The sequence below is a fragment of the Intrasporangium mesophilum genome (assembly GCF_054783095.1).
This window is the reverse complement of record NZ_BAAGRF010000029.1, coordinates 486,257-511,783: the sequence shown is the minus strand read 5'-3', so window position 1 is coordinate 511,783 and position 25,527 is coordinate 486,257. Positions and strand designations below refer to the sequence as shown.

The 25,527-nt window shown below is 69.9% G+C and carries 19 protein-coding genes and 1 other RNA gene; 17 read left to right on the top strand and 3 right to left on the bottom strand.

Annotation, left to right across the window (positions count from 1 at the left end; all coding sequences use genetic code 11):
* Window positions 1-78 precede the first annotated feature (78 nt).
* From prfB to ACYVLP_RS22150, 8 genes are all read left to right on the top strand, one after another.
* The gene (gene prfB, locus ACYVLP_RS22185) at window positions 79-1,191 is read left to right on the top strand and encodes a peptide chain release factor 2 (protein WP_460629471.1); all 1,113 of its coding nucleotides are present in this window, start codon (window positions 79-81) and stop codon (window positions 1,189-1,191) included.
* Window positions 1,192-1,370: 179 nt separating this feature from the next.
* Window positions 1,371-1,973 (top strand): hypothetical protein, encoded by a 603-nt coding sequence (locus ACYVLP_RS22180; protein WP_460629470.1) that lies wholly within the window; start codon window positions 1,371-1,373, stop codon window positions 1,971-1,973.
* A gap of 169 nt (window positions 1,974-2,142) precedes the next feature.
* Entirely contained in the window at window positions 2,143-3,045 is a 903-nt protein-coding gene (gene ftsE / locus ACYVLP_RS22175) for a cell division ATP-binding protein FtsE (protein ID WP_460629469.1), read from the top strand.
* Window positions 3,046-3,063: 18 nt separating this feature from the next.
* Entirely contained in the window at window positions 3,064-3,969 is a 906-nt protein-coding gene (gene ftsX / locus ACYVLP_RS22170; protein WP_460629468.1) for a permease-like cell division protein FtsX, read from the top strand.
* Window positions 3,970-4,156: 187 nt separating this feature from the next.
* Window positions 4,157-5,641: a peptidoglycan DD-metalloendopeptidase family protein gene (locus tag ACYVLP_RS22165; protein ID WP_460629467.1), complete on the top strand. Its 1,485-nt coding sequence runs from the start codon at window positions 4,157-4,159 to the stop codon at window positions 5,639-5,641.
* A 96-nt stretch (window positions 5,642-5,737) separates the two neighbouring features.
* Window positions 5,738-6,211 (top strand): SsrA-binding protein SmpB, encoded by a 474-nt coding sequence (smpB, locus tag ACYVLP_RS22160; protein ID WP_452269675.1) that lies wholly within the window; start codon window positions 5,738-5,740, stop codon window positions 6,209-6,211.
* A gap of 124 nt (window positions 6,212-6,335) precedes the next feature.
* Complete coding sequence (locus ACYVLP_RS22155) at window positions 6,336-8,351, top strand: DUF2207 domain-containing protein (RefSeq protein ID WP_460629466.1); 2,016 nt, start codon at window positions 6,336-6,338, stop codon at window positions 8,349-8,351.
* A 148-nt stretch (window positions 8,352-8,499) separates the two neighbouring features.
* On the top strand, window positions 8,500-10,113 hold the full coding sequence (locus ACYVLP_RS22150; RefSeq protein WP_460629465.1) for a DNA polymerase domain-containing protein: 1,614 nt from the start codon (window positions 8,500-8,502) through the stop codon (window positions 10,111-10,113).
* A 52-nt stretch (window positions 10,114-10,165) separates the two neighbouring features.
* Here the strand turns inward: ACYVLP_RS22150 and ACYVLP_RS22145 are convergent, their stop codons facing one another.
* Window positions 10,166-13,540 (bottom strand): pyruvate carboxylase, encoded by a 3,375-nt coding sequence (locus tag ACYVLP_RS22145; RefSeq protein WP_460629464.1) that lies wholly within the window; start codon window positions 13,538-13,540, stop codon window positions 10,166-10,168.
* 194 nt (window positions 13,541-13,734) lie between these two features.
* Between ACYVLP_RS22145 and ssrA the strand changes: the two genes are divergently transcribed.
* Window positions 13,735-14,102: a transfer-messenger RNA gene (ssrA, locus tag ACYVLP_RS22140) on the top strand.
* A gap of 109 nt (window positions 14,103-14,211) precedes the next feature.
* On the opposite strand, the gene trxA is transcribed toward ssrA, so the two are convergent.
* Complete coding sequence (trxA, locus tag ACYVLP_RS22135) at window positions 14,212-14,598, bottom strand: thioredoxin (RefSeq protein WP_460629463.1); 387 nt, start codon at window positions 14,596-14,598, stop codon at window positions 14,212-14,214.
* Window positions 14,599-14,670: 72 nt separating this feature from the next.
* Window positions 14,671-15,291: an SIMPL domain-containing protein gene (locus tag ACYVLP_RS22130; RefSeq protein ID WP_460629462.1), complete on the bottom strand. Its 621-nt coding sequence runs from the start codon at window positions 15,289-15,291 to the stop codon at window positions 14,671-14,673.
* Window positions 15,292-15,370: 79 nt separating this feature from the next.
* Here ACYVLP_RS22130 and ACYVLP_RS22125 point away from each other — a divergent pair, with 79 nt between their 5' ends.
* The 8 genes from ACYVLP_RS22125 (at window position 15,371) to ACYVLP_RS22090 (ending at window position 25,468) form a co-directional block, all read left to right on the top strand.
* Window positions 15,371-15,748, top strand: a complete 378-nt coding sequence (locus ACYVLP_RS22125; RefSeq protein WP_460629461.1) for a VanZ family protein — start codon at window positions 15,371-15,373, stop codon at window positions 15,746-15,748.
* A 287-nt stretch (window positions 15,749-16,035) separates the two neighbouring features.
* Complete coding sequence (locus ACYVLP_RS22120) at window positions 16,036-18,408, top strand: DEAD/DEAH box helicase (RefSeq protein ID WP_460629460.1); 2,373 nt, start codon at window positions 16,036-16,038, stop codon at window positions 18,406-18,408.
* A 28-nt stretch (window positions 18,409-18,436) separates the two neighbouring features.
* A complete protein-coding gene (locus ACYVLP_RS22115) occupies window positions 18,437-18,997 on the top strand; it encodes a YqgE/AlgH family protein (RefSeq protein ID WP_452269667.1) in 561 nt (186 codons plus the stop codon).
* Window positions 18,998-19,068: 71 nt separating this feature from the next.
* Window positions 19,069-19,878 (top strand): glutamate racemase, encoded by an 810-nt coding sequence (locus ACYVLP_RS22110; RefSeq protein WP_460629459.1) that lies wholly within the window; start codon window positions 19,069-19,071, stop codon window positions 19,876-19,878.
* Window positions 19,875-20,201 carry a DUF3039 domain-containing protein gene (locus tag ACYVLP_RS22105; protein WP_460629458.1) on the top strand — a complete coding sequence of 109 codons (327 nt, stop codon included), beginning with the start codon at window positions 19,875-19,877 and terminating at the stop codon, window positions 20,199-20,201. The genes ACYVLP_RS22110 and ACYVLP_RS22105 overlap by 4 nt, the downstream gene beginning before the upstream one ends.
* Window positions 20,202-20,359: 158 nt before the next feature.
* Complete coding sequence (locus ACYVLP_RS22100) at window positions 20,360-21,316, top strand: zinc metalloprotease (protein WP_460629457.1); 957 nt, start codon at window positions 20,360-20,362, stop codon at window positions 21,314-21,316.
* Between the two features lie 286 nt (window positions 21,317-21,602).
* On the top strand, window positions 21,603-23,363 hold the full coding sequence (locus ACYVLP_RS22095) for a DEAD/DEAH box helicase (RefSeq protein WP_460629456.1): 1,761 nt from the start codon (window positions 21,603-21,605) through the stop codon (window positions 23,361-23,363).
* Window positions 23,364-23,614: 251 nt separating this feature from the next.
* Window positions 23,615-25,468, top strand: a complete 1,854-nt coding sequence (locus tag ACYVLP_RS22090; RefSeq protein ID WP_460629455.1) for a bifunctional metallophosphatase/5'-nucleotidase — start codon at window positions 23,615-23,617, stop codon at window positions 25,466-25,468.
* The last annotated feature ends 59 nt before the right edge of the window (window positions 25,469-25,527 follow it).

Here is a 25,527-nt window from a genome sequence, read left to right as displayed (position 1 = left end):
CAGAGCGCGGCACACTCAGCACCGGGCTCGCTCGGCGCGTGCACGGCATACGCTCGTGCTGCCGTAGGCTGTTCCCTCGTGGCTGTGGACTTCACCCAGGAGATCAAGGAACTGCGCACGACGATGGACTCCGTGCGCGGCGTCACCGACCTCGACGCTCTCGGGAAGACCATCGCCGACCTGGAGCAGCAGGCAGCCGCGCCCAACCTGTGGGACGAGCCCGAGAAGGCCCAGCAGGTGACCAGTGCCCTGTCCCGGGCGAACTCCGAGCGTGACCGGGTCGTGGGAATGGACGCCCGCATCGACGACCTCGAGGTGCTCGTCGAGATGGGCCAGGAGGAGAGTGACCAGGCCACCCTCGACGAGGCCGAGCGCGAGCTCCAGTCGCTTCGCAAGGACGTCGGCGAGCTCGAGGTCCGCACCCTGCTGTCGGGGGAGTACGACGACCGCGAGGCCGTGGTGACCATCCGTTCCGGCGCCGGTGGCGTCGACGCCGCGGACTTCGCCGAGATGCTGATGCGGATGTACCTCCGCTGGGCCGAGCGTCACGGCTACGCGACCAAGGTCATGGACACCTCCTACGCCGAGGAGGCCGGCCTCAAGTCGGCGACCTTCGAGGTGAACGTCCCCTACGCCTATGGTCACCTCGCCGTCGAGGGCGGCACGCACCGTCTCGTGCGGATCAGCCCCTTCGACAACCAGGGTCGCCGCCAGACCAGCTTCGCCGCCGTCGAGGTCATCCCGCTCATCGAGAGCGACGACTCGATCGACATCCCCGAGAACGAGATCAAGGTCGATGTCTTCCGCAGCTCCGGCCCCGGCGGGCAGAGCGTCAACACGACGGACTCCGCGGTCCGGATGACGCACATCCCGACCGGCATCGTCGTGTCGATGCAGAACGAGAAGTCGCAGATCCAGAACCGCGCCGCGGCCTTGCGAGTGCTCCAGTCGCGACTGCTGGTCCAGCGCAAGGCCGAGGAGGCCGCCGCGAAGAAGGAGCTCGCCGGCGACATCAAGGCCAGCTGGGGTGACCAGATGCGCTCCTACGTGCTCAACCCGTACCAGATGGTCAAGGACCTGCGCACCGAGCAGGAGACCGGCAACCCGACCGCGGTCTTCGACGGCGACATCGACGCGTTCATCGAGGCCGGGATCCGCTGGCAGATCGCCCAAAAGAAGTCCGAGGGCTGAGCAGCCCGGCCTGGTCCAGCGAATCCAACAGGACAACGGGCCCGTGACCCGGTAGACCTGTGCGCGGAACTACCGCGTCGGGTGGGTTGGCCGGGGCGAGCAGGGGTCCGCGGGAGGCGGGTCGCTGACCTCGTGTCGGTCGGAAGCACCATTCCGACCGCCCCGAAAGGACTCGCCGCATGTCTGCTCTGCTCCGCCGCACCCTGACCTCGCTCGTTGCCCTCGGCGCCGCAGCCGGTCTCGCCGTCGCCCCTGCCGCGGCCGCCCCCACCGCCGCAACCGCTGCCGCAACCACTGCCGCAACCACCGCCGCAACCACCGCCGCAACCACTGCCGCAACCACTGCCGCAACCACCGCCGCAACCACCGCCGCAACCACCGCCGCAACCATCGCCGCTCCCGCCGTCGAGGCCGCCGTCGTGCCCTGCAGCCACATCTCGCAGATCGGCGACAAGAAGGTCGTGTCCGACCTGGGCATGCAGGCTTTCACGGTCCGCCAGTTCATCGGGTGGTGCTCAGACTCGCGCGGCCAGGCGTGGATGAACTTCTCGTCGGTCTTCGTGTGGGACCAGTACCACGACCGCGGGTTCGCCTACCGGGTCTACTCCGGCGTCGTCGTGCGCGGCGAGCCCGAGGCACGTGGCTTCTCGACGAGCGCCAACCGTCAGCAGACCAGCTACAGCGCCCCGGTCCGCACCACCGCGCTCTGCACGCAGGGCTGGGGCAAGATCTTCCGCGCGGGCAGCGAGTCATCTCAGGGGCTGAGCGCGCTCGTCTGCTGACGCCCACCGGCGGCGCGCCACGCCCACGCGCCCGAATTCCCCCGGTAACCACCAGTCGGAGCCGTAGCCTCGTAGCCGATCCAGTGCTTTCCACGCCGTATGCCGGCAGCCCGGGTCCCAGCCCAAGAGCACTACCAGCCGCACCCGTGTACGAGGCGAGGTCCGACGCATGATCCTCTTCGAGAACGTCACGAAGACCTACCCGCGGACGACCCGTCCGGCGCTCGACGACGTCAGCCTGGAGGTGTCGCGCGGCGAGTTCGTCTTCGTCGTCGGCACCTCAGGATCCGGCAAGTCCACCCTGATGCAGCTCGTCATGCGGGAGCAGGACGCTAGTTCCGGCCGGATCCTGGTCGCGGGGCGTGAGCTCGACCGCCTCCCGGACCGCAAGGTGCCGGCCTTTCGCCGCGAGATCGGCTGCGTCTTCCAGGACTTCCGGCTGCTGCCCAACAAGACCGTTTTCCAGAACGTCGCCTATGCCTTGCAGGTGCTCGGCAGCAGCCGCGCCCGGATCCGCCAGATCGTCCCCGAGACCTTGGAGCTGGTCGGCCTCGAAGGCATGGAGAAGCGCCTGCCGCACCAGCTCTCGGGCGGCGAGCAGCAGCGTGTCGCGATCGCCCGCGCTTTCGTCAACCGGCCGCAGATCCTGCTCGCCGACGAGCCGACCGGCAACCTCGACCCCGACACGAGCCTCGAGATCGTGCAGCTGCTCGACCGCATCAACCGCGTCGGCACGACCGTCGTCATGGCCACGCACGACACTGTCACTGTCGACGCGATGCGCAAGCGTGTCATCCGTCTCGACAACGGCGTCATGGTCAGTGACATCGAGGCCAGCGACTACACCACCGGGTCGATCCCACCAGTTCGCTTGAACGGCAACGGAACTGGCGGTGGGCAGTCCGGTGGCCACGACCCGGCATACGGCGAGGGCGTCGACTCCGGCGACGGAGGAAGGGCTGAGGGCGCTGACGACCCTGACGCGCTGCCCCCGATCGGGCGGGACGCGGACCTGCCACGCCCACGCGGCGGGATCCGCAAGACCGACGCCGTCGAGCCGAGCCACCGCTGAGCCCCAGGAGACCCACCCATGCGACTCCAGTTCCTCCTCGGCGAGATCGGCAACGGCCTGCGGCGCAACCTGTCGATGGCCGTCTCGGTCGTCATCGTCACGATGATCTCGATGTACCTCCTCGGCCTGGGCCTCATGGGTCAGCGGCAGGTCGACACGATGAAGGACTACTGGTACGACCGCGTCCAGGTCACCGTCCTGCTCTGCGCCGAGAAGACCCGCTACACGAACTGCGCCGGCGAGCCGACGACGGACGCGCAGCGTCAGGCGATCAAGTCCGAGCTCGACGCGCTCAAGCCGACGGTCAGGGAGGTCTTCTACGAGACCCGCGACCAGGCGTACTCGCGGTTCAAGGACACGTACAAGAACTCACCGCTCGCGCGCGCCGGAGAGTCGTACTTCGCGGACTCCTACCGCGTGAACCTCAACGACCCCAACAAGTTCGACGTCGTCGCCAGCTCGATCAAGGGCATGCCCGGAGTGGCCGACGTGCAGGACCAGAAGAAGCTTCTCGAGAAGTTCTTCACCTTCATGAACACCGTCTCCTGGGCAGCCATCGCCCTGTCGTCGCTCATGGTGCTCGCCGCGGTCATGCTCATCTCGACGACGATCCGGCAGACTGCCTTCAGCCGACGCCGTGAGACCGGCATCATGCGACTGGTCGGTGCCTCGAACTTCACGATCCGGTTCCCGTTCGTGATGGAGACCGTCCTGGCCAGTGTCGCCGGGGCCGTGCTCGCGATGGTGATGCTCTGGGCGACGGTGCGCTACGGCGTCGTGGGCTTCCTGTCCCAAGCGCTCACCGACACGGCCTTCATCGGGGTCGCGGACGTCTACTACGTGGCGCCCTTCATCATCGCGGGCGTCATCGTGCTCGCGTCGGTCACCTCCTGGGTCACGCTGCGCCGCTACCTGCGCGTCTGAGTGCGGCGGCTGTGCGGCATCACCCCGGGCCCACTCGACGAACGACCGCTGACGCACGCGACTCGGCGCAGTCGTGGCCGTCTCGACGCAGGCTGGCAGATCCGGGTGATTTGCCCGGAACTCTCCCCAACTCACGTGACCTGTGGTACCAATGGAACATATGTGGCTCCTGAGGCGTAGAGAGAGGTTGTCTTTCGCGACCAAGCTGACGGCCGCGAGCCTCGTCATGCTGTGCAGCATCTCCGCCGGAGCCGCACTGAGCGCACGCGCCGACAACGTGTCTGACCAGAAGAAGCAGGCCGACCGCCGGATCGCCGCCCTGGGCCAGCAGCTCGAAGGCACCAACGCCGCCCTCGCTCGCGCCTACGTCAAGCTCGAGCGCACGAACGCAGCCCTCCCCGTCGCGCAGCAGCGCGTCTCGGCCGCGCAGGCCGCGCAGGCCCAGGCGCAGGCCGCTCAGGCCCAGGCCGAGGCCACCGAGGCCCGCGCCATCGACGCCGAGGCCCGGGCCCGCGCCCACAACGAGGACGTCGCCCAGAAGCTCGCGGTCGCCCAGGCCAACGAGCAGCGCGCCTCCGAGAGACTGGCCAAGAGCTCATCGGACCTGGTCAGCAGCCAAGACGCCCTCGACTCGTATGCCGCCGAGGTCTTCCAGGGCTCAGGGCAGGAATCCCAGCTCGGGCTGGTGTTCGGCTCGACGTCGCCGGAGGACTTCGCCAACCGGCTCGTCATGGCCGACACCGCCAGCGCGGTCGCGAGCGACACCATCGACAAGCTCGCGGCCATGACAGCCGACAACGTCTCGACCCGCGCCTACCTCACCTCCGTGCGTGCCGAGATCGCCGAGCTGAAGCGCCAGGCCGAGGCGGCCCTGCGCAACGCCGAAGCCGCGTCCGCCGCAGCCACCCAGGCCAAGAACCAGTCGATCGTCGCGAAGAACAACGCGGTGACCGCGGCCGGCAACGCGGTCGCAGCCCAGACGTCGCTCCAGCAGCTCAAGACGCAGCAGGTGACGCAAGCCGCCGACCTCGCCCAGCAGCGAAAGAACGTGGCCGAGGACCTCGCCGCCGCGCAGGCCGAGTCGGCCCGGCTGCAGGCGATCCTCGTCGAGCGCGCCCGCCAGGCCAAGATCCGTGAGCAGCAGCGCCTGGCCAAGCTGCGGGCAGAGCGGGCCGCCAAGATCCGCGCCGAGCAGGCCAAGGCGGCCGCGGCCCGCAGGAAAGGGCAGGTCTACGTCCCGAGGATCCCGCCGTCGGTGCCCGGCGACTCGACGCCTTCGAACTACCTGAGCCGCCCGGCGAACGGGCCGACCACCTCGGGCTTCGGCATGCGCTGGCACCCGATCCTGCACAAGTGGATGCTCCACGACGGGCTCGACTGGGGCATCCCCTGCGGGACGCCGGTGTATGCCGCCGCGCCGGGAGACATCATCCGCGCCGGCTGGCGCGCGAGCGGGTGGGGCAACCAGGTCGTCATCGACCACGGCATCCACCGGGGGGTGGACCTCGTCACGACCTACAACCACCTGTCGAGCATCGTCAAGTGGGGCGGGCACGTGAACCGCGGCCAGCTCATCGGCTACTCCGGCACGACCGGGTACTCCACCGGCTGTCACCTGCACTTCGGCGTGTACGAGGACGGCACCCCCGTCAACCCGCTGAAGTGGCTCTGACCCGGCGCGACGCGCGAAACTGGCTCTGAGAGGCCGACGCCTTCGGGGTACGGTTGGCCTCGCTGTCACGCCGCACGAGTCAGGAAGGACGGTCCGGTGCCCAAGGAGAAGGGGCGGTCGCTCATCGCGAGCAACCGCAAGGCTCGCCACGACTACCTCATCGAGGACACGTTCGAGGCCGGCATCGTGCTCTCCGGCACCGAGGTCAAGGCGCTCCGGATGGGCCGTGCCTCGCTCGTCGACGGGTTCGCGATGTTCACCGGCGACGAGCTGTATCTCGAGAACGTCCACATCCCGGAGTACCTCAACGGGACCTGGAACAACCACGCCCCGAGACGCAAGCGCAAGCTGCTGCTGCACCGGTCCGAGCTGGACAAGATCGCGCACAAGACGCGCGAGAGCGGGCGCACCATCGTGCCGCTGTCCCTCTACTTCAAGGACGGCCGGGCCAAGGTCGAGATCGCGCTCGCGACGGGCAAGAAGGAGTACGACAAGCGGCACGCCCTGCGCGAGCGGCAGGACCGGCGCGAGGCCGACCGCGCGATGAGCGCTGCCAACCGCCGCCGCTGAGCCACGAACCGAGCCCGACTGCGGAACCGGCAGACTGTCTGGCGCGTCCGGTGTCAGGATGCAGTGTGCAGCGCTTCGACCGCCTCGGGCCGGACGCCACATCCCTCGACGTGAAGGGGTACCGATGACCGGATCGACCGCATTGCGGACGCAGCGGCAGCGCGAGCGCGGCCTGCTCGGGGTGCACGGGATGCTCAACGTGCTCGGCGTGCTCGGCGTGCTCGGCCTCGCCGTCGCCGCGATGTTCCTGCTCGTCCTGCCGGCGGGTGCGGCGCACGCGGCGGAGTCGACCGGCGAGGCGATGCAGAAGTACGACGCCCTCTTCGAGCTGAAGCCGGACGGCAGCGTCGCGGTGACGGAGCAGATCACGTGGCGTTTCCCGCAGGGGGCCCAGCGGCACGGCATCGTGCGCAACATCGTCGTCCGCATGGGCTACAACAACGAGGAAGGCAAGTACCGCTACTTCGACATGACCGATGTCGACGCGTCGAGCCCCAGCGGCGCGCCGGCCGACTTCGAGGTCAGCGACATCGGCGCGGCCAAGCAGATCCGGATCGGCAACCCCAACGAGCTGACGAGCGGCACTCAGGTCTACGTCGTCAAGTACACCCTGCACAACGTCCTCAACCCGATCACGGCCGACGGGCAGCCGGCGACCGGCCAGGCGACGGCGCAGACGGTCGAGCTGTTCTACAACGTCTTCGGCACGAACGAGCTGACGCCGCGCGAGAACGTCCGGGTCACGGTCACCGCGCCGGCGGCCTCGACCGCCGTCCGCTGCTTCCAGGGCCCGAGTGGTTCGACTGATCCCTGCTCGGCCGCCTCCGGCAGCCCGGCGCTCTTCTCGGCGAGCAACCTGGCATCGGGCGACGCCATGACCGTGGTGGCGTCCTACCCGGCCTCGGCCTTCGGCAACGTGCACCCTGACGTCCGTGAGGGCGACGCCAGCTCTTCGATCGGTTCTGACGCTGCACCGGCCGCGAACGCCGCCGCCTGGGTCGGTGGCATCGGCGCCCCGGTGCTGGCCCTGGCCGTGATGGGCACGCTGGTGTGGACGCGCGGCCGTGACGAGCGCTACGCCGACCTCACTCCCGGCCTGTCTCCGGCATATGGCACAGGAGCCGTCGGCGACGGCACGCCGGCAGCGGCGACGGTCCGCGGTGGCCGCCCGACCGTGGCCGTGCAGTTCCAGCCCCCGGCCGGGGTTCAGCCGGGTCTGGTCGGCGTCATCGTCGACGAGACCGCCAACCCGATCGACGTCTCCGCGACCGTCATCGACCTGGCGGTCCGCGGGTTCCTGCGGATCGAGGAGAACGACTCGAGCGGCATGTTCAGCCGCACCGACTGGACCCTCACGCGGCTGGCCCCACCCGCGAACGAGGGGCTGCTGCCCTATGAGCGGCGCCTGCTCGACGGGATCTTCAGCAGCCGCGGCGACGTCGTGCAGCTGTCCGAGCTGAAGAACACCTTCGCGAGCACGCTGAAGTCGATCCAGTCGCTGATGTACAAGGAGGTCGTCACCCGCCACTGGTTCCGCAGCTCGCCGCAGACGCAGCGTGGCGTGTGGCAGGGCCTCGGCATCATCGTCGCCGTCATCGGTGGCGTCATCCTCTTCTGGGGCCGTCCGGCTCTCGATGCGATCCTCGGCGCGCAGTTCACCGGCGGCATCGCGCTCGGGGTCGGTCTCGTGGTCGCGGGCGGGATCGTGTGGTTCCTCGGCGGCAAGATGGCGGCCAAGACGGCAGAGGGCTCGGCCGTGCTCGCTCAGTCGCTCGGCTTCAAGGAGTACCTCACCACGGCCGAGGCGGGGCAGATCGAGTTCGAAGAGGCGAGCAACATCTTCAGCCGCTACCTGCCGTATGCCGTGGTGTTCGGTGTCGCGGACCGCTGGGCTCGCACGTTCGCCCAGGTCGCCGCGGCCGCCGAGGCGGCCGGGCAGCCGCTCCTCATGCCTACCTGGTACGTGTGGAGCGGCGCCACGTTCCCCGACTTCACGAGCATCGCCAGCGGCGTCGACTCGTTCTCGACCACCTCGACCGGCACGTTCACCTCCACGCCCGGCTCCTCGGGCGGGTCCGGGTTCTCCGGCGGCGGCTTCTCCGGCGGTGGAGGCGGCGGCTCGTCATCCGGCTCGTGGTGACAGCGCCCGACGCCGCACTCGCCCCGCTGACGCTCGCTGCTCCCGGCAACACACCCCGAAACCGTTCGCTGATGTGAGTTGCAACTGCCATCAGTTCACGGTTCCCGGGTGTGTTGCCAGCGGGGGTGGGTTGGGGTAATGGTCAGGCATGCCCAGGAGCGGCGAACCGCTGCACGACGCGCTCGAGCTCTACCGGCGCAAGCGCAACTTCACCCGTACTCCGGAGCCGGCGGGCGCTGTCGCACAGTCGGCGGAGGGTGCGCGGCGCTTCGTCGTGCAACGGCATCGCGCCCGCCGGCTCCACTACGACCTGAGGTTCGAGATCGACGGCGTGCTGGTCAGCTGGGCGGTGCCCAAGGGCCCTACGCTCGACGCCGATGTGCGCAGGCTCGCGGTTCACGTCGAAGACCACCCGATCGAGTACGAGATGTTCGAAGGCGTCATCCCGGCGGGCGAGTATGGCGGCGGAGATGTCATCGTCTGGGACCGGGGGACCTGGCTGCCTTACGGCACAGACGATCCCGCGGCCGCGGTGCGCGACGGCAGCTTCCACGCCGACCTGGATGGGGAGCGTCTCAGGGGCCGGTTCGTCCTCGTGCGCAGCGACGGTGACGGGGACCGGAGGGGTAAGGACCAGTGGCTCCTGCTCCACAAGCACGACCGGTTCGCCGTCAGCGGTTGGGATGCCGAGGACCACGCGACCTCGGTGCTGAGCGGACGCACCAACGAGCAGGTCCGTGCCGCTCCCGACCGGCTCTGGCGCTCGGATCTTCCTGCCGCCGAGGCCGAGATCGTCATCGGTGAGCCTGTCGACGGGCCGAGCGAGGATGAGCTCGAGGCCCTGGGCCGGCTCGAGCGGGAGGGCATCTGGACGGTCTTCGGGCGGCGGCTCCGAGTGACGAACCTCGACAAGGAGCTCTTCCCCGGCCGCGACGGTGAGCCTCCGGTGACCAAACGCGAGCTGCTGGCGTACACCGCGCGAGTCGCGCCCGTCGTCGTGCCATACCTGCGTGGCCGCGCGCTCAACCTCCACCGCTTTCCCGACGGCGCTGCGTCGAAGGGCTTCTGGCACAAGGCACTACCGGATCGCGCTCCGTCGTGGCTCCCGCGGTGGGAGAACCCCGACGCCGACCCGGGCGAGACTCGGACATACCTCGTCGTCGACGAGCCGGCCGCGCTCGTGTGGGCCGCGGGCTTCGGCGGCCTGGAGTGGCACCCATGGACCTCCATGACGGCTGCACCGGACTCGCCGACCTACGCCCTGTTCGACATCGACCCCGGGGAGCAGACGTCGTGGGAGGACGTCCTCGCGCTCGCCCGGCTGCACCGGGCGGCCTTCGAGCACCTCCGGGTCCGCGCCTACCCGAAGGTGACGGGGCGGCGCGGCATACAGGTGTGGGTGCCGATCGCGAGGGGACCGACCTTCGAGGAGACACGGGAGTGGGTCGAGCGCGTGTCGCGAACGGTCGGCGCGGTCGCGCCCGAGGTCGTGAGCTGGGAGTGGCAGACCAGCAAGCGTCAGGGGAGAGCTCGGCTCGACTACACGCAGAACGCGGTGAACAGGACCCTGGTCGCGCCGTACAGCCCGAGACCGGCACCGGGCGCGCCCGTGTCGGCGCCGATCGGCTGGGACGAGCTCGACGACCCCGACCTGCGGCCCGACGGCTTCACGATCCGCACCATCCTGGACCGCCTGGAGCGCGAGGGCGACCTTTTCCGGGGAGCACTGCTCCAGGACCAGCCCCTGCCGCATCTGCACTGACCACGACCCGCGCTGAACCCGGTGCGCGAACGCGGTGCTCGGTCTCGGTGGATCAGGTGATGACGACGAGGAGGTCGCCACCCTCGACCTGCTGATGGGTGCCGATGGCCACGCGCGACACGGTGCCACCGGTGGGTGTCGTGATGTTCGCCTCCATCTTCATCGCCTCGATGGTGGCCACGACCGCCCCGGCCTCGACGGCATCGCCCTCGGCCACAGCCAGGGACACGACCCCGGCAAACGGCGCTGCGACCTGGCCCTTGGCTCCGACGTCTGCCTTCTCCGCCGACTTCACGTCGGCCTCGACCGACCGGTCGCGCACCTGGATCGGGCGGAACTGGCCGTTGAGCGTGCACATGACCGTCCGCATGCCCTTGGAGTCGGCGTCGCTGATCGACTGGATGCCGAGCAGCAGCCGCTTGCCCTGCTCGATCTCGACTTCGTACTCCTCGTCCGGCTCCAGGCCGTGCAGGAACTCGACCGTGCCGAGCACCGACAGGTCGCCGTAGGACTCGCGCGAGCTCTCGAACTCGCGAGTGGGGCCGGGGAAGAGCAGCTGGTTCAGCGCGCGACGCGGGTCGTCGACCAGCGCCTTCTCCTGGTCGGCCGTCAGCTCGGTGAGCCGGGGCCGGGCCTGCCGGCCGGCGAGTGCCTTGGTGCGGAACGGCTCGGGCCAGCCGCCGGGCGGATCGCCGAGCTCGCCGTTGAGGAAGCCGATGACCGAGTCGGGGATGTCGTACTTCTGCGGGTCCTGCTCGAAGTCGGCCGGGTCCGCGCCCGCTCCGACCAGGGCGAGCGCGAGGTCGCCGACGACCTTGGAGCTCGGCGTCACCTTGACGACGTTGCCGAGGATGCGGTTCGCCGCGGCATACATGTCCTCGATGGCTTCGAACCGGTCGCCGAGGCCGAGCGCGATGGCCTGCTGGCGCAGGTTGGACAGCTGGCCGCCGGGGATCTCGTGGAAGTAGACCCGCCCGGTGGGGGAGTCGAGGCCGGACTCGAACGGCTTGTAGAGGTGGCGGACCGCCTCCCAGTACGGCTCGAGCGCGAAGACGTTCTCGATGTCGAGGCCGGTCGGCCGGTCGGTCCCGTCGGTGGCCGCGACGAGCGCGGACAGCGAGGGCTGCGAGGTGGTGCCGGCCATCGTTGCGGTCGCGGCGTCGACCGCGTCGACCCCGGCATTGATCGCCGCCAGCAGCGTGCCGATCTGGCCGCCTGCAGTGTCGTGGGTGTGCAGGTGGACCGGCAGGTCGAAGCGCTCGCGCAGGGCCGTCACGAGGCGGGTCGCGGCCGGGGCGCGCAACAGTCCGGCCATGTCCTTGATCGCGAGGACGTGGGCGCCCGTGGCGACGATCTGCTCGGCCAGACGCAGGTAGTAGTCGAGGGTGTAGAGCGTCTCGCCGGGGCTCAGCAGGTTGCCGGTGTAGCACAGCGCTACCTCGGCCACGGCGGTGTTCGTCTCGAGAACGGCCTCGACGGCGGGACGCATCTGGGCGACATCGTTGAGGGAGTCGAAGATCCGGAAGATGTCGAGGCCGGTCGCCGCGGCCTCGCGCACGAACGCGTCGGTGACCTGGGTCGGGTACGGCGTGTAGCCGACCGTGTTGCGACCTCGCAGCAGCATCTGCAGGGGGATGTTCGGCATCGCCTCGCGCAGCGCGGCGAGCCGCTCCCACGGGTCCTCGGCGAGGAACCGCAGCGCGACGTCGTAGGTCGCGCCGCCCCAGGCCTCCACCGACAGCAGCTGCGGTGTCAGGTAGGACACGTGCTTGGCGACGTGGAGCAGGTCGCGGGTGCGCATGCGGGTCGCAAGCAGCGACTGGTGCGCGTCGCGGAAGGTCGTGTCGGTGACCGCGACGTCCTTGGCTGCCCGCAGCTGGGCCGCGAACTCGGCCGGCCCGAGCCGGCGCAGGCGGTCCCTGGCACCCGCGGGCACCGGCGTGCTCGGCAGGGCCGGGAGCTTCGCGCGCGGCCGGACCCGCGTCGTCACGGGACCGTTCGGCCGGTTGACGGTGACGTCGGCGAGGTAGGTGAGCAGCTTCGTCGCGCGGTCGGCCGGGACGCGCGCGCCGAGCAGCTCGGGCCGCTGGTCGATGAACGACGTCGTCGCCAGCCCGGCCTGGAAGGTCGGGTCGTCGAGCACGGCCTGCAGGAACGGGATGTTCGTCGAGACGCCGCGGACACGGAACTCGGCCAGGGCTCGCTGCGCCCGCCGGACCGCGATCGGGAACGTCATGCCCCGACACGTCAGCTTGACGAGCATCGAGTCGAAGTGGGCGCTGATCTCGGCGCCGACGAACACGGTGCCGCCGTCGAGGCGGACGCCGCTGCCGCCGGCGGAGCGGTAGGTCGTGATCGTGCCGGCGTCCGGGCGGAAGCCGTTGGCGGGGTCCTCGGTCGTGATCCGGCACTGCATCGCGAAGCCCTTGGTGCGGATGTCCGCCTGCCGCAGGCCCAGCGACTCGAACGTCTCGCCCGAGGCGATCTGCATCTGGGTGACCACGAGATCGATGTCGGTGACCTCCTCGGTCACCGTGTGCTCGACCTGAATGCGAGGGTTCATCTCGATGAAGACGTAGCGGCCCTCCTCGCCGAGCAGGAACTCGACAGTGCCGGCGTTGACGTAGCCGATGGACCGGGCGAAGCTCACCGCGTCGGCACACATCTGCTCGCGCAGTGCCGGGTCGAGGTTGGGCGCGGGAGCGATCTCGATGACCTTCTGGTGCCGCCGCTGGAGAGAGCAGTCCCGCTCGTAGAGGTGCACGGTCTCGCCTGTGCCGTCGGCCAGCACCTGCACCTCGATGTGCCGCGGGTTGACCACGGCCTCCTCGAGGTAGAGCGTCGGGTCGCCGAACGCCGACTCGGCCTCTCGGCTGGCGACCTCGAGGGCCTCACGCAGCCCGTCGCGGGTCTCGACGCGGCGCATCCCGCGACCGCCGCCGCCGGACACGGCCTTGACGAAGACGGGGAACCCGATCTCGTCGGCCGCCGACTCGAGGGCGTCCAGGTCGGTGCTCGGGGCGGACCCGCGCAGGGTCGGCAGGCCGGCCTCGCGGGCCGCGGCGATCGCGCGAGCCTTGTTGCCGGTGAGGTGCAGCACCGATGCCGGCGGCCCGATGAAGGTGATGCCGGCGGCGTCGCACGCCTCGGCCAGGAGCGGGTTCTCGGAGAGGAAGCCGTAGCCCGGGTAGATTGCGTCGGCGCCCGCCTCGACCGCCTTGGCCACGATCGCCTCGTAGTCCAGGTAGGCGCGCACGGGATGGCCGGCATCACCGATCTGGTAGGCCTCGTCCGCCTTCATCCGGTGCTCCGACTTGCGGTCCTCGTACGGGAAGACGGCGACGGTGCGTGCCCCGAGCTCGGTCGCGGCCCTGAAGGCACGAACGGCGATCTCGCCTCGGTTGGCGACCAGGACCTTGCGGAACATCAGACCTCCAGGGGTGTGGGGGCGTGCGCTGGCAGCCTAGTGGCGCGGGCCGCTCGTCCGCGGGGGGCGACCCATTCTGAGACGGCGCCCTGCGGGAATGGCTTGGACCGCCCACACGTTCCTCAGGCATACTGTGGTTCGCAGCAGTAGCAGCAGTAGTTGACAACTGAACAGCGCGATGTGGACACCCTCATGGGGGTGATCGGTTTCGACGGTGGTTGACGCATCAGGGGAAGCGGGTCGAGGATGCAGGGTTATCTCGTAAACGCTCCTTGCAAACCAATAGGTGCCAACGTTAAGCGCACCGACCTCGCCCTCGCCGCCTGAGCGAGCCCCGAGGTCTGTCAGCCTGAGGTAGTTTCCGACTCAGTGCCTGGCATCAGCTAGGAAACTTGCTGCGCAGTCATGTTCGGGGGGCTGCGTGGGACTCCAACTCAACTGGGCCTGTCAGGGAACGTGTGCGCGCGAGCCCTGGGGCCGAGAAAAGCCATAGCGCACTGCACCCGGAGAAGTCCTGGTGTCTTGCCATCGGACGCGGGTTCAATTCCCGCCACCTCCACCACCTGTGCCCACATCGCGTTGTCCCAGCTGCATGACAAGAGGGCGCCTCCCCGTCGGGAGGCGCCCTCTTGTCGCATCTGTGGCAGGCGCCGCGGCGGGCGCAGCGTCGGTCAGGCCTCGGCGGCCGAGCCGGAACCCTGCGCGGCGAGCTGCTCCTTGATCGGAGCCATGTCAAGCGCCTTCACCTGGTCGATGACGTCCTGGAGCGCCGACTGCGGGAGTGCCCCGGGCTGGGCGAAGACGAGCACGCCTTCCTTGAAGGCCATGAGGGTCGGGATCGAGGTGATGTTCGCCGCGGACGCGAGGGCCTGCTCGGCCTCGGTGTCGACCTTGCCGAACACGATCCCCTCGTTGTCGTTGCTCGTCGATGCGGCGTCGTAGACGGGCGCGAACTGGCGACACGGGCCGCACCAGGACGCCCAGAAGTCGACCAGGACGATGTCGTTGTCAAGGACGGTCTTCTCGAACGTCTCAGCGGTCAGTTCAGTCGTAGCCATGTCTCTCCCAACGGCTGGGCCGGTTGCGCTATTCCGTGACCTTGCTCACCACCGTACGGGCGGGGTATGCCGTCAGGCGAGCGCCCAGGTCACCGTGACTGACGCGACGAGGTCGAGGTCGCCCCCTTCCACAGGCATGCCCCCGGCGTCCATCGCCATCGCCATCGTCTTCATCCGCCTGCCGGCCAGCGGCATCGCCCCGGACTCGGCCACCCCGAGAACTGCGCCGAGCTCGCTACCCGACAGGGCGGCATACTGCTCCGCCTTGGCTCTCGCGTCGGCGAAGGCCGCGTCACGTGCCTGGCCCAGCCCCTCGCTGCGGTCGGCGACGTCGAGCCGGACCTGGTCCACGAGCAGCGCGTTGCCGATCTCCGCCGCGGCGGCCTCGAGGATCTCGCCGACGGCCTCGAGCCGGCGCACGGTGACCGCGATCCGCTGCTGAGCGGTGAAGCCGACGGCCACGCCGGTGTTGTCCCAGCGCTGGTTGACCCCAGCGTCGAGGGTGCGGATGTCGGCGTCGGCGACCCCCTTGTCCCGCACGACCCGACCTACCGCGGCGATGCCCTTGGCCGCTCCGGAGAGTGCGGCAGCGACGTCGTTGGCGTCGTGGCCCACGCGCAGGTCGAGCCGCACGACGTCGGGCGACACCGACGCCCTTCCGGTGCCGGTGACGGTTACGGTTCGCTTGCCCATGAGTGGTCCCCTCGCTCCTGGCACGCGGTCGCGGGGAATGCCGGACCGTCCCAAGGAAACCTACCTACACTGCGAGCCCATGACGAGTGTCACCAGCGCGAGGTCGGCCACGGCCGCCCCGACCGGCCGCCTCGCCCGCGGCCTCGCCGTCGCCGCCGTGGTGGCCCAGCTCCTCGTCCTCTACTGGCCGGTCGTCACCGTCGAGGGACCCGTCAGCTGGACCGACAAGGTCGTCCACGCGCTCGTGTTCGCGATCCCGACGTATGCCGTCGGGAGGGCTTTCGGGTCTGTGCGGCTCGCGGTGGTGGTGTTCGCGATCCACGCCCCGGTGAGCGAGCTCATCCAGCATTTCCTGCTGCCAGGCCGCACCGGCGACGTGTGGGACGCCGTGCTCGACCTGGTCGGTGTGGCCCTCGGGGCCGCCGCGCTGATGGTCAGGGCACGGCGCCGGCGCTGATAGAATCGCTGAATCCGACTCCGAGGTCCCCTCGGATCACGACGGACGAGACGGCGCCGGTTGATGCCCGGCGGGCGTGTTGTCCGACGAGGTGACACCCCAACCGGAAGATCGCGCCACCGGCGCGGCCCGGCACCGACGCGGAGCGGATCCGATCACCGGACGGCACAGATGCCGGGCACCGGTACACACGGGCGCAGTCGCTGCGCCTGAGGCTCGTCTGCATGGTCGTGGTGTGACTCACGGCTCGAGACGAAGTCTGCTCGAGTCGAAAGAGTTGAACACGCATGTCCAAGAAGTCTGACTCCAGCGCGCCCAAGAAGGCCCGCTGGACCCCCGCCGAGAAGAAGGCTCGCGCCGCCACGGCGGCCAAGAAGCCGCATCGCGGCCAGAAGCCCGGGACCGCCGGCAAGAGCTCGCGTCCCATGTCGGCTGCCACGGCACACGTCGGCGGCCGTGAGTGGCGCGGCCCGCGCGACGAGCACCGCTCGTCCGACCGCGGCGACCAGCGCGGCTACGACCGCGGTTATGACCGTCGCGATGACCGTCGCGATGACCGTCGCTCGGTCGACCGTCGTGACGAGCGCGGCTACCAGCGCCGTGACGACCGCGGTTTCGAGCGTCGGGACGACCGCCGCTCGTTCGACCGTCGCGATGACCGTGGCTCGGTCGACCGCCGGGACGAGCGCGGCTACCAGCGCCGTGACGACCGCGGTTTCGAGCGCCGGGACGACCGTCGCTCGTTCGACCGTCGTGACGACCGTGGCTCGGTCGACCGCCGGGACGAGCGCGGCTACCAGCGCCGTGACGACCGCGGTTTCGAGCGTCGCGACGACCGTCGCTCGTTCGACCGTCGTGACGACCGTGGCTCGGTCGACCGTCGTGACGAGCGCGGCTACCAGCGCCGTGACGACCGCGGTTTCGAGCGTCGCGATGACCGTCGCTCGTTCGACCGTCGCGACGACCGCCGGGACGACCGCGGCTACCAGCGCCGTGACGACCGCGGCCACGACCGCGGTTTCGAGCGTCGCGACGACCGCCGTTCGTTCGACCGGCGCGACGACCGCGGCTACCAGCGGCGCGACGACCGCGGCCCCTCCGACCGCCGCGACGACCGTGGCTTCGGTCGGCCGCGCATCGACCGCGACACTGACCGGTTCGCTCCGGCGTCGTTCGAGGACGCCGAGGCCGAGCGCATCGAGGCCGACACCTGGACCAAGGCGACCCGGACCCCGGTGACCGAGGGCCCCGTCGAGGTGGGGGCCGACAACGGCTTCGCCGCCCTGGGCCTGCCCGAGCTGGTCGTCGAGCGCCTCGCGCGTGACGGCATCACCTCGCCGTTCCCGATCCAGGCCGCGACCATCCCGGATGCGCTTGCCGGCAAGGACGTCCTCGGTCGTGGCCAGACCGGCTCGGGCAAGACGCTCGCCTTTGGCCTGCCCCTCATCACCCGCCTCCTCGAGGCCGGCCAGAAGCGCGAGGCGCGCCGCCCGCGCGCACTCGTCCTCGTGCCCACGCGTGAGCTCGCGATGCAGGTCTCCGACGCGCTGGAGCCCCTCGTCCACGTGGTCGGCCTGCGCCACAAGCTCGTCGCAGGGGGCCTGAGCTACACGACCCAGATCAACGCGCTCAACAAGGGTGTCGACATCCTCATCGCCACTCCCGGTCGTCTCAACGACCTCCTCGAGCGTGGCGCCGTCGAGATGGACTCGGTCCGGATCACGGTGCTCGACGAGGCGGACCACATGGCCGAGATGGGCTTCATGGCCGAGATCACGACGATCCTCGACCGCATCCCGGCCGAGGGCGGTCAGCGCCTGCTCTTCTCCGCCACGCTCGACAACGGCATCGACAACCTCGTCGAGCGCTACCTGTCCGAGCCCGTGATCCACTCGACTGACGACGCGACGGCCTCCGTCGAGACGATGGAGCACCACGTGCTGCTCATCGACCCGATGCACAAGAAGGTCATCACGGCCGAGGTCGCAAACCGACCCGGCCGGACGGTGGTCTTCTGCCGCACCAAGCTCGGCGCCGACCGGGTCGCCGGCCAGCTGCGCGAGCAGGGCGTCATGGCGGCTGCGCTGCACGGTGGCCTCAACCAGGGTGCCCGCAACCGCGTGCTCGGCGCCTTCCGCGACGGGACCCTTCCCGTGCTCGTCGCGACCGATGTCGCGGCCCGTGGCATCCACGTCGACGACGTGTCGGTCGTCCTTCAGGTCGACCCGCCGGCAGACCACAAGGACTACCTGCACCGCTCGGGTCGCACCGCCCGCGCCGGTGACAAGGGCACCGTCGTCACGCTCGCCCTGCCGCACCAGCGGCGCACGATGGAGCGGCAGCTGCGCGACGCGGGGCTCGACATCGCGCCGGTGAAGGCGGCCCCGGGCGACGACATCATCGCGGCCACCGGCGCCACCGCCCCGTCCGGCGTGCCGATCGCCGAGGAGGACTTCCAGCGCCTGCTGGCCGGACCGAAGCAGCACCGTCGGGGCCCGGCCGGAGCCCGGGGGCCGCGGCAGGGCTCGCGCGGCGGTTTCCGCCCGCACCACGGGGCCGGCCACGACGAGCGCCGTGGGCGTCGTCACGACCGAGGCGGCGACCGGCTGGTCTCGCGCTGGGGCGACGACGAGCGCGGTCGCCGCGGGGCGCGCTTCTGATGGGTTGCCGGTGTGGAAGGCTTGGGCCGTGAGCTCGACGTTCCACACCGGCCGCCTCCTCGTGGCGACCCCGTCCGTCGGGGGCGACGTCTTCCACCGCTCGGTGATCCTCATGCTCCATCACGACGACGGCGGCGCCCAGGGCGTCGTGCTCAACAAACCGCTGTCGGCAGAGGTCGACTCGGTGCTGCCCGGGTGGCAGCGGGTCGTGACGGCACCGCACGTGCTGTTCCAGGGCGGGCCCGTGTCAACCTCCTCGGCGCTGGGCATCGTCACCGTGCCGGGCGACGAGCCCGAGCCGCTCGGGGTGAAGCGCCTGTTCGGGTCGATCGGGCTCGTCGACCTCGACGTCCCGACGCCGGTCGTCGCCGCCGAGCTCGCCGGGATGCGCATCTTCGCCGGCTACTCCGGCTGGGAGTCGGGACAGCTCGAGAACGAGATCCGGCGCGGCGACTGGTACGTCGTCGACGCCGAGGTGCGTGACGCCTTCACTGCCGACCCGCAGCACCTGTGGCGAGAGGTCCTGCGCCGCCAGCGGGACAGCCTCGCCTTCGTCGCGAACTTCCCCGACGACCCCTCCATGAACTGATGCCTGCCGCAACACACCCGGAAACCGCAAACTCCGGACAGTTGCAACTATCGGGAGGTGACGATTTCCGGGTGTGTTGCGGGGCGGGGGCGCGGCGGGTCGCGTTCGTCGACAGCGGGATCGGGCTGCTCAGCTACGCCGACGCTCTGCACACGCTTCGGCCCGACCTCGGGCTGGTCCTCGCGCTGGACCCGGACAACATGCCCTACGGCCCGCGCACCCCGGACGAGGTCAGGCGCCTCATCCTCGACTCGGCGCGCGCGACGCTCGACTACGAGCCGGACGCCGTCGTCATCGCCTGCAACACCGCCTCGGTGCACGGCATCGACGCGGTGCGGGCCGAGCTCGAGCCGCACGTGCCGGTCATCGGCACCGTGCCCGCCATCCGCCCGGCCGCGGCGGCCGGAGGGCCGGTCGCCGTCTGGTCGACCGCTGCGACCACCTCGAGTGCCTACCTGCGCGGGCTCGTCGACGCCTTCGCCGCCGACACCGAGACGTATGCCGTCGCCGCCCTCGGTCTCGCCGAGGCCATCGAGGCCGGCGACCTCGACCGGGTCGACGCCTGCATCGCAGCGGCCGCGGACCAGACCCCCGCAGAGGCTCGCGCCCTCGTCCTCGGCTGCACCCACTACGGACTCGTCGCCGACCGCATCGCGCGGGCCGTCGGCGATGCGGTCACGATCTTCGACTCGCCCCTCGCAGTAGCCCGCCAGACGCTTCGGAGGATCGGGCTGGAACCCGACGAGACGGCATACCCGGGCGGGGTCGAGGCTGTGCTCCTCAGCGGCCGGCCAGGCACCTTGCCCCGGGTCATGCGGGCGTACCCCGCGGGCGTGCGGCTCCTCGCGACCGCCGCCGAGCGGCATACACTCCCGACATGAGCACCATGCCTCCGGACCCCTTCGAGAACGAGCCGCAGCCGTTGCGCAGCACCAGCACGGCCACGATCGAGCGCGAGGAGGTCCGCGAGGAGCTCCAGGAGCCGGGCGACCACGAGCGCTTCTCCCACTACGTGCGCAAGGAGAAGATTCTCGAGAGCGCGCTGACGGGCGAGCCGGTCGTGGCCCTGTGCGGGAAGATCTGGGTGCCCAACCGCGACCCGCAGAAGTTCCCCGTCTGCCCGATGTGCAAGGAGATCTACGACGGTCTGCGCGACCCCGCGGACGGCGGGGGCGAGGGTGGCGGCGACGGCGGCGAGTCCTGACCGCCTGACGTGCGGCCCGGCGATCGTCCGATCGGCCGGGCCGGCGTATTTTCTTACGCACTCTTTACTCGGAGTGGTGTGCGTGCTGACCGTCACGTTCCTACAGTCCAAGAACGACGCCCCGACAGGGGGGCCGTTCGGTCGAGAAAGGTCACCACATGAAGCTCCGCTCCCTGGCACTTGCCGCGCCACTCGCGCTGGCCGCGGCGACGCTCGGCGCTCCGGCTCTCGCCTCACCCGCTGCCGACGGCACCGCTGCCCGCCCCTGCCTTGACCCGGCCGCCGTGGGCGCTCGGAGCATGCCCGGCACCGCAAAGGACCCACACGAGCTCAGCGACGCCCAGGTCAGGGCAAACGAGGCGGCGCTGACCCGAGCGCTCGCGGCGAAGGGCCTGACCCGGGACTCCGCCGGCAAGGTCGTCAAGGCAGGCGCGAAGGGCGCGCCGGGCACCAGCGCGTTCACGTCGGCGACCGTCAAGGTCTACTGGCACACGATCACCAACGGCTCGCAGGGCGCTGTCAGCGCCTCGACGATCAACAGCCAGATCTCGGTCCTGAACAACGCGTACGGCGGCACGGGGCTGAGCTTCACCCTGGCCGGCACCGACTCGACGAGCAACGCGTCGTGGTACACCGTGACCCCGGGCTCGTCGGCCGAGCGCTCGATGAAGACCGCGCTGCGCAAGGGCACCATGGCCGACCTCAACCTCTACTCGGCGAACATCGGCCAGGGCCTGCTCGGGTGGGCGACCTTCCCCAAGAACTCCTACGACGCCATGGACGGCGTCGTCATCCTCACGGCGTCACTGCCTGGCGGTAGCGCAACCAACTACAACCAGGGCGACACCGCGACTCACGAGGTCGGGCACTGGGTCGGCCTGTACCACACGTTCCAGGGTGGCTGTAAGGGCAACGGAGACTACGTCTCCGACACGCCGGCCGAGGCAAGCCCGGCCTACGGCTGCCCGACGGGCCGCAACACCTGCACCAGCCCTGGGCTCGACCCGATCAAGAACTTCATGGACTACACCTACGACAGCTGCATGAACACCTTCACTGCAGGACAGGTCTCGCGCATGCAAGCCCAGTGGACGGCCTACCGCGCCGGCAACTGAGCCGCACAAGAAATCGGAGTCAGCCGCGGCGCCGGCGTTGCCTGGACGTAGCGCAGCGAGTGAGGAACGAGCGAGCGGAGCGGAGGAAGGCAACGCCTCAAAGGCGCCGCGGCACGCGCCGCAGCGAAGCGAGGCGCCAAAGCCATAGCGAAGCGAGGCGCCAAAGTCATAGCGAACCAGCACCTCTCTTGAAACTGGTTCTGCCGCATACCATCTCGACCGGGGCCCCGCCAGCAGGCGGGGCCCCGGCATGTCGTCCGAGCGGAACGGCTACCGTGGACGGCCTATGAGTTCAGGGGCCGCCTTCCACCTTCCACCCGCCTTTCCGGAGCGGGCCGCCTGGGGCACCGCGAGCAAGCTGCGCGCGTGGCAGCAGGAGGCCCTGGACCGCTACCTCGCAGCCTCGCCACGCGACTTCCTCGCCGTCGCGACGCCGGGCGCCGGCAAGACGACGTACGCACTGCGCGTTGCCACCGAGCTGCTCAGCGCAGGCATCGTCCACCGCGTCACCGTCGTCGCCCCCACCGAGCACCTCAAGACCCAGTGGGCCGACGCCGCGGCCCGCGTCGGGATCAGCCTGGACCCGAAGTTCAGCAACAGCGTCGGGCGGCACAGCGAGGACTACCACGGCGTGGCGGTCACGTATGCCCAGGTCGCCTCGCGTCCGTCGCTGCACCGGGAGCTCACCACCTCGCGGCGGACGCTCGTGATCCTCGACGAGATCCACCACGGCGGGGACAGCAAGACTTGGGGCGACGGCATACGCGAGGCGTTCGAGCCGGCGACCCGGCGCCTTTCCCTCACCGGCACGCCGTTCCGCTCGGACACGTCGCCGATCCCGTTCGTGCGCTACGAGCTCGACGACGAGGGCACGCTCGTCAGCTCGAGCGACTACACCTACGGCTATGCCGAGGCGCTGCGTGACAGCGTCGTCCGGCCGGTGCTGTTCATGGCCTACGGCGGCACGATGCGGTGGCGCACCAAGGCCGGTGACGAGCTCGAGGCCAGGCTCGGGGAGCCGCTGACCAAGGACACCGTCGCCAACGCGTGGCGCACCGCGCTCGACCCGAAGGGGGAGTGGATCCCCGCCGTGCTCGCGGCCGCGGACACCCGCCTCACCGAGGTGCGGCGCCACGTCGAGGACGCCGGCGGCCTCGTCATCGCCTCCAACCAGACCCAGGCCAGGGCGTATGCCGCCCACCTCCGGGCGCTGACGGGTGAGAGCCCGACGGTGGTGCTGTCCGACGACGCCGGCGCGTCCCAGCGGATCGAGGACTTCGCAGCAAGCGCGTCGCGGTGGATGGTCGCGGTCCGCATGGTGTCCGAGGGCGTCGACGTCCCTCGTCTCTGTGTCGGCGTGTATGCCACGTCGACCTCGACACCCCTCTTCTTCGCCCAGGCCGTCGGGCGCTTCGTGCGGGCCCGCCGCCGGGGCGAGACCGCGTCGGTCTTCCTTCCCTCGGTCCCGGTCGTCCTCGACCACGCCGCCCGCCTCGAGGAGCAACGCGACCACGCGCTCGACCGCAGGCCCAACCCCGACGACATCGGCGAGATGTGGGCGGAGGAGCAGTCCCTCATCGACGAGGCCAACCGCGAGTCAGGCACTGTCGGCCTCGACGAGGGCTCGTTCGAGGCGCTGGAGTCCGAGGCGCACTTCGACCATGTGCTGTTCGACAAGCAGCAGTGGGGGATGCACGCCCAGGTCGGGTCGGAGGACGAGCAGGAGTATCTCGGCCTGCCGGGGCTGCTCGAGCCCGACCAGGTCGCCGCGCTGCTCCAGGAGCGGCAGACCAAGCAGGTGCGCAAGGCCCCGAAGAACGCCGGTGCTGGTGCAGAGCCGATCGCGGCCCACCGGGCCCTGGCCGCGCAGCGCAAGGAGCTCAACAAGCTCGTAGCCGCGTATGCGCGGCAGAAGGGGCTGCCGCACGCCACCATCCACGTCGATCTCCGTCGCGCCTGCGGTGGGCCCGATCTCGCCGCGGCCTCGTCCGACGAGGTGACCCAGCGGATCGCCAAGATCCGGCTGTGGCTCGTCGGTCGCCGCTAGGGCTCGCCTGAGACCCGTCGTTCGATGTATGGCCGGAACGTATGGGACGCGGCAATACATCGACCGGGGATTCGGTGGCGTGGAAGGTCCCGTTCACGAATCGGTCGCCCCCACGACCCCAGACTCATGGTCGGGCGGGCTATGGTCTGGTGCCTGCCCCGGTCACGGGGCACTGCCATGCACTCGGGGACGGCAGGCGAGAACCGTCTGCATCTACCGCCCGCGACCACCCTCGCGTACCGAAGGACGACATGACCACTGACCCGCACAGCAACCAGACCCCAGCGTTCATCTCCTCCCCGACGACCCGCCGCCAGCTCCTGGCGATGGCCGCTGTCGGTGGCGCCGGCCTCGCCACGGTCGCCGCCGCGTCGCCGGCCGGTGCGGCTGGGCTCGGCCCCGGCACCGACGGTGAGATCGTCACGCTGACGGTGCTGGGCACGACGGACCTGCACGGCAACGTCTACAACTGGGACTACTTCAAGAACGCCGAGTACAACGACAGCAAGAGCAACGACATCGGCATCGCCAAGGCGTCGTCGGTCATCAAGATGCGTCGCGCCGAGCTCGGTGCCGGCTCGTGCATCACGCTCGACGCAGGCGACACGATCCAGGGCACGCCCCTCGCGTACTACTACGCCAAGATCGACCCGATCACGGGCGGTTCCACCCACCCGATGGCTGCGGCCATGAACCAGGTCGGCTATGACGCCGCCGCGCTCGGCAACCACGAGTTCAACTACGGCATCGAGACGCTGCGCGCCTTCGAGAGCCAGCTGAACTTCCCGCTCCTGTCGGCGAACACCGTCGACTGGACGTCCGGTGCGCCGGCGTTCAAGCCGTGGGTCATCAAGACGGTCAAGCTCGAGGACCGCAAGCCGATCAAGGTCGGCATCCTCGGCCTCGTCACGCCGGGCGTCGCGATCTGGGACAAGGCCAACGTCGATGGCAGGCTTCGATTCCCGGGCATCGTCGAGCAGGCCAAGGTCTTCGTGCCTCGCCTCAAGGCGGCGGGCGCGGACGTCGTCATCGTGTCTGCGCACTCGGGCACGAACGGCCAGTCCTCGTGGGGCGACGCCCTGCCCTACGTCGAGAACGCCAGCAAGATCCTCGCCGAGGAGGTCCCCGGCATCGACGCGATCCTCGTGGGCCACTCCCACGTCGAGGTCCTCGACTGGGCCACGAACAAGGAGACCGGCAAGAAGGTGCTGCTGGTCGAGCCGCTCTACTGGGGCATGCGCGTGGCCGAGATGACGCTGAGCCTGCAGAAGGTCCGCGGACAGTGGCAGGTCGTGAACACCGCGGCCACGCTGTGGAACTCCAACGCGGTCCCCGAGGACCCCGCGGTGGCCAACGCCGTCGCGGCCGCGCACCAGAAGGTGCTCGGCTATGTCAACGGCGTGGTCGGCACGTGCGCCGAGGCGATGTCCGCGGCGACGTCCCGCTACGAGGACACCGCTGCGATGGACTTCATCAACTACGTGCAGGCCGGCGCCGTCAAGGCCGCGCTCGCGGGCACCCCGCAGGCGAGCCTGCCGGTGCTGTCGATCGCGGCGCCGTTCAACGCCCTTGCCGCCATCCCGAAGGGCGACGTGACCATCCGCGACGTCGCCGGGCTCTACATCTACGACAACACGCTGCTGGGCATCGTCCTCACCGGCGCACAGGTCAAGGACTACCTCGAGAAGAGCGCCAGCTACTTCAAGCAGGTCAGCGGCCCCGGCCCGTTCGCGGCATCCGCCGTCACGAACAACAACGGCACGCCCGACTACAACTACGACATCATGGGCGGGCTCGACGCCGACCTCACCTACGACATCGACATCGCCAAGCCGGTTGGCTCGCGCATCCTCAACCTGTCGTATGCCGGTAGCCCCGTCGCGCCGGACGCGCAGTTCGTCATCGCGATCAACAACTACCGCCAGTCCGGCGGTGGCGGCTTCCCGCACGTGACGGCGGCGCCCGTGGTCTACAACCGCCAGATCGAGATCCGGCAGATGCTCATCGACTGGGCGACGGCCAACAAGGTCATCGACCCGGCGAAGTTCGCGAGCATGGACTGGAAGCTCGTCAGCAACGGTGCCCCGGTGACGATCACCCCCTGAGGTCCTAGGGCTCGGGCCGAATCAGAACGACCACTCGACTGGGGAGCTCCCCGGTCGAG

Coding starts and splice junctions, on each gene's coding strand:
- ACYVLP_RS22095 (WP_460629456.1), top strand. CDS start 21,603: ATGAGTTCAGGGGCCGCCTTCCACCTTCCACCCGCCTTTCCGGAGCGG.
- ACYVLP_RS22120 (WP_460629460.1), top strand. CDS start 16,036: ATGTCCAAGAAGTCTGACTCCAGCGCGCCCAAGAAGGCCCGCTGGACC.
- ACYVLP_RS22130 (WP_460629462.1), bottom strand. CDS start 15,291: ATGGGCAAGCGAACCGTAACCGTCACCGGCACCGGAAGGGCGTCGGTG.
- ACYVLP_RS22145 (WP_460629464.1), bottom strand. CDS start 13,540: ATGTTCCGCAAGGTCCTGGTCGCCAACCGAGGCGAGATCGCCGTTCGT.
- ACYVLP_RS22155 (WP_460629466.1), top strand. CDS start 6,336: ATGACCGGATCGACCGCATTGCGGACGCAGCGGCAGCGCGAGCGCGGC.
- ACYVLP_RS22125 (WP_460629461.1), top strand. CDS start 15,371: ATGACGAGTGTCACCAGCGCGAGGTCGGCCACGGCCGCCCCGACCGGC.
- ftsE (WP_460629469.1), top strand. CDS start 2,143: ATGATCCTCTTCGAGAACGTCACGAAGACCTACCCGCGGACGACCCGT.
- ACYVLP_RS22150 (WP_460629465.1), top strand. CDS start 8,500: ATGCCCAGGAGCGGCGAACCGCTGCACGACGCGCTCGAGCTCTACCGG.
- ftsX (WP_460629468.1), top strand. CDS start 3,064: ATGCGACTCCAGTTCCTCCTCGGCGAGATCGGCAACGGCCTGCGGCGC.
- ACYVLP_RS22180 (WP_460629470.1), top strand. CDS start 1,371: ATGTCTGCTCTGCTCCGCCGCACCCTGACCTCGCTCGTTGCCCTCGGC.
- ACYVLP_RS22105 (WP_460629458.1), top strand. CDS start 19,875: ATGAGCACCATGCCTCCGGACCCCTTCGAGAACGAGCCGCAGCCGTTG.
- ACYVLP_RS22100 (WP_460629457.1), top strand. CDS start 20,360: ATGAAGCTCCGCTCCCTGGCACTTGCCGCGCCACTCGCGCTGGCCGCG.
- ACYVLP_RS22090 (WP_460629455.1), top strand. CDS start 23,615: ATGACCACTGACCCGCACAGCAACCAGACCCCAGCGTTCATCTCCTCC.
- trxA (WP_460629463.1), bottom strand. CDS start 14,598: ATGGCTACGACTGAACTGACCGCTGAGACGTTCGAGAAGACCGTCCTT.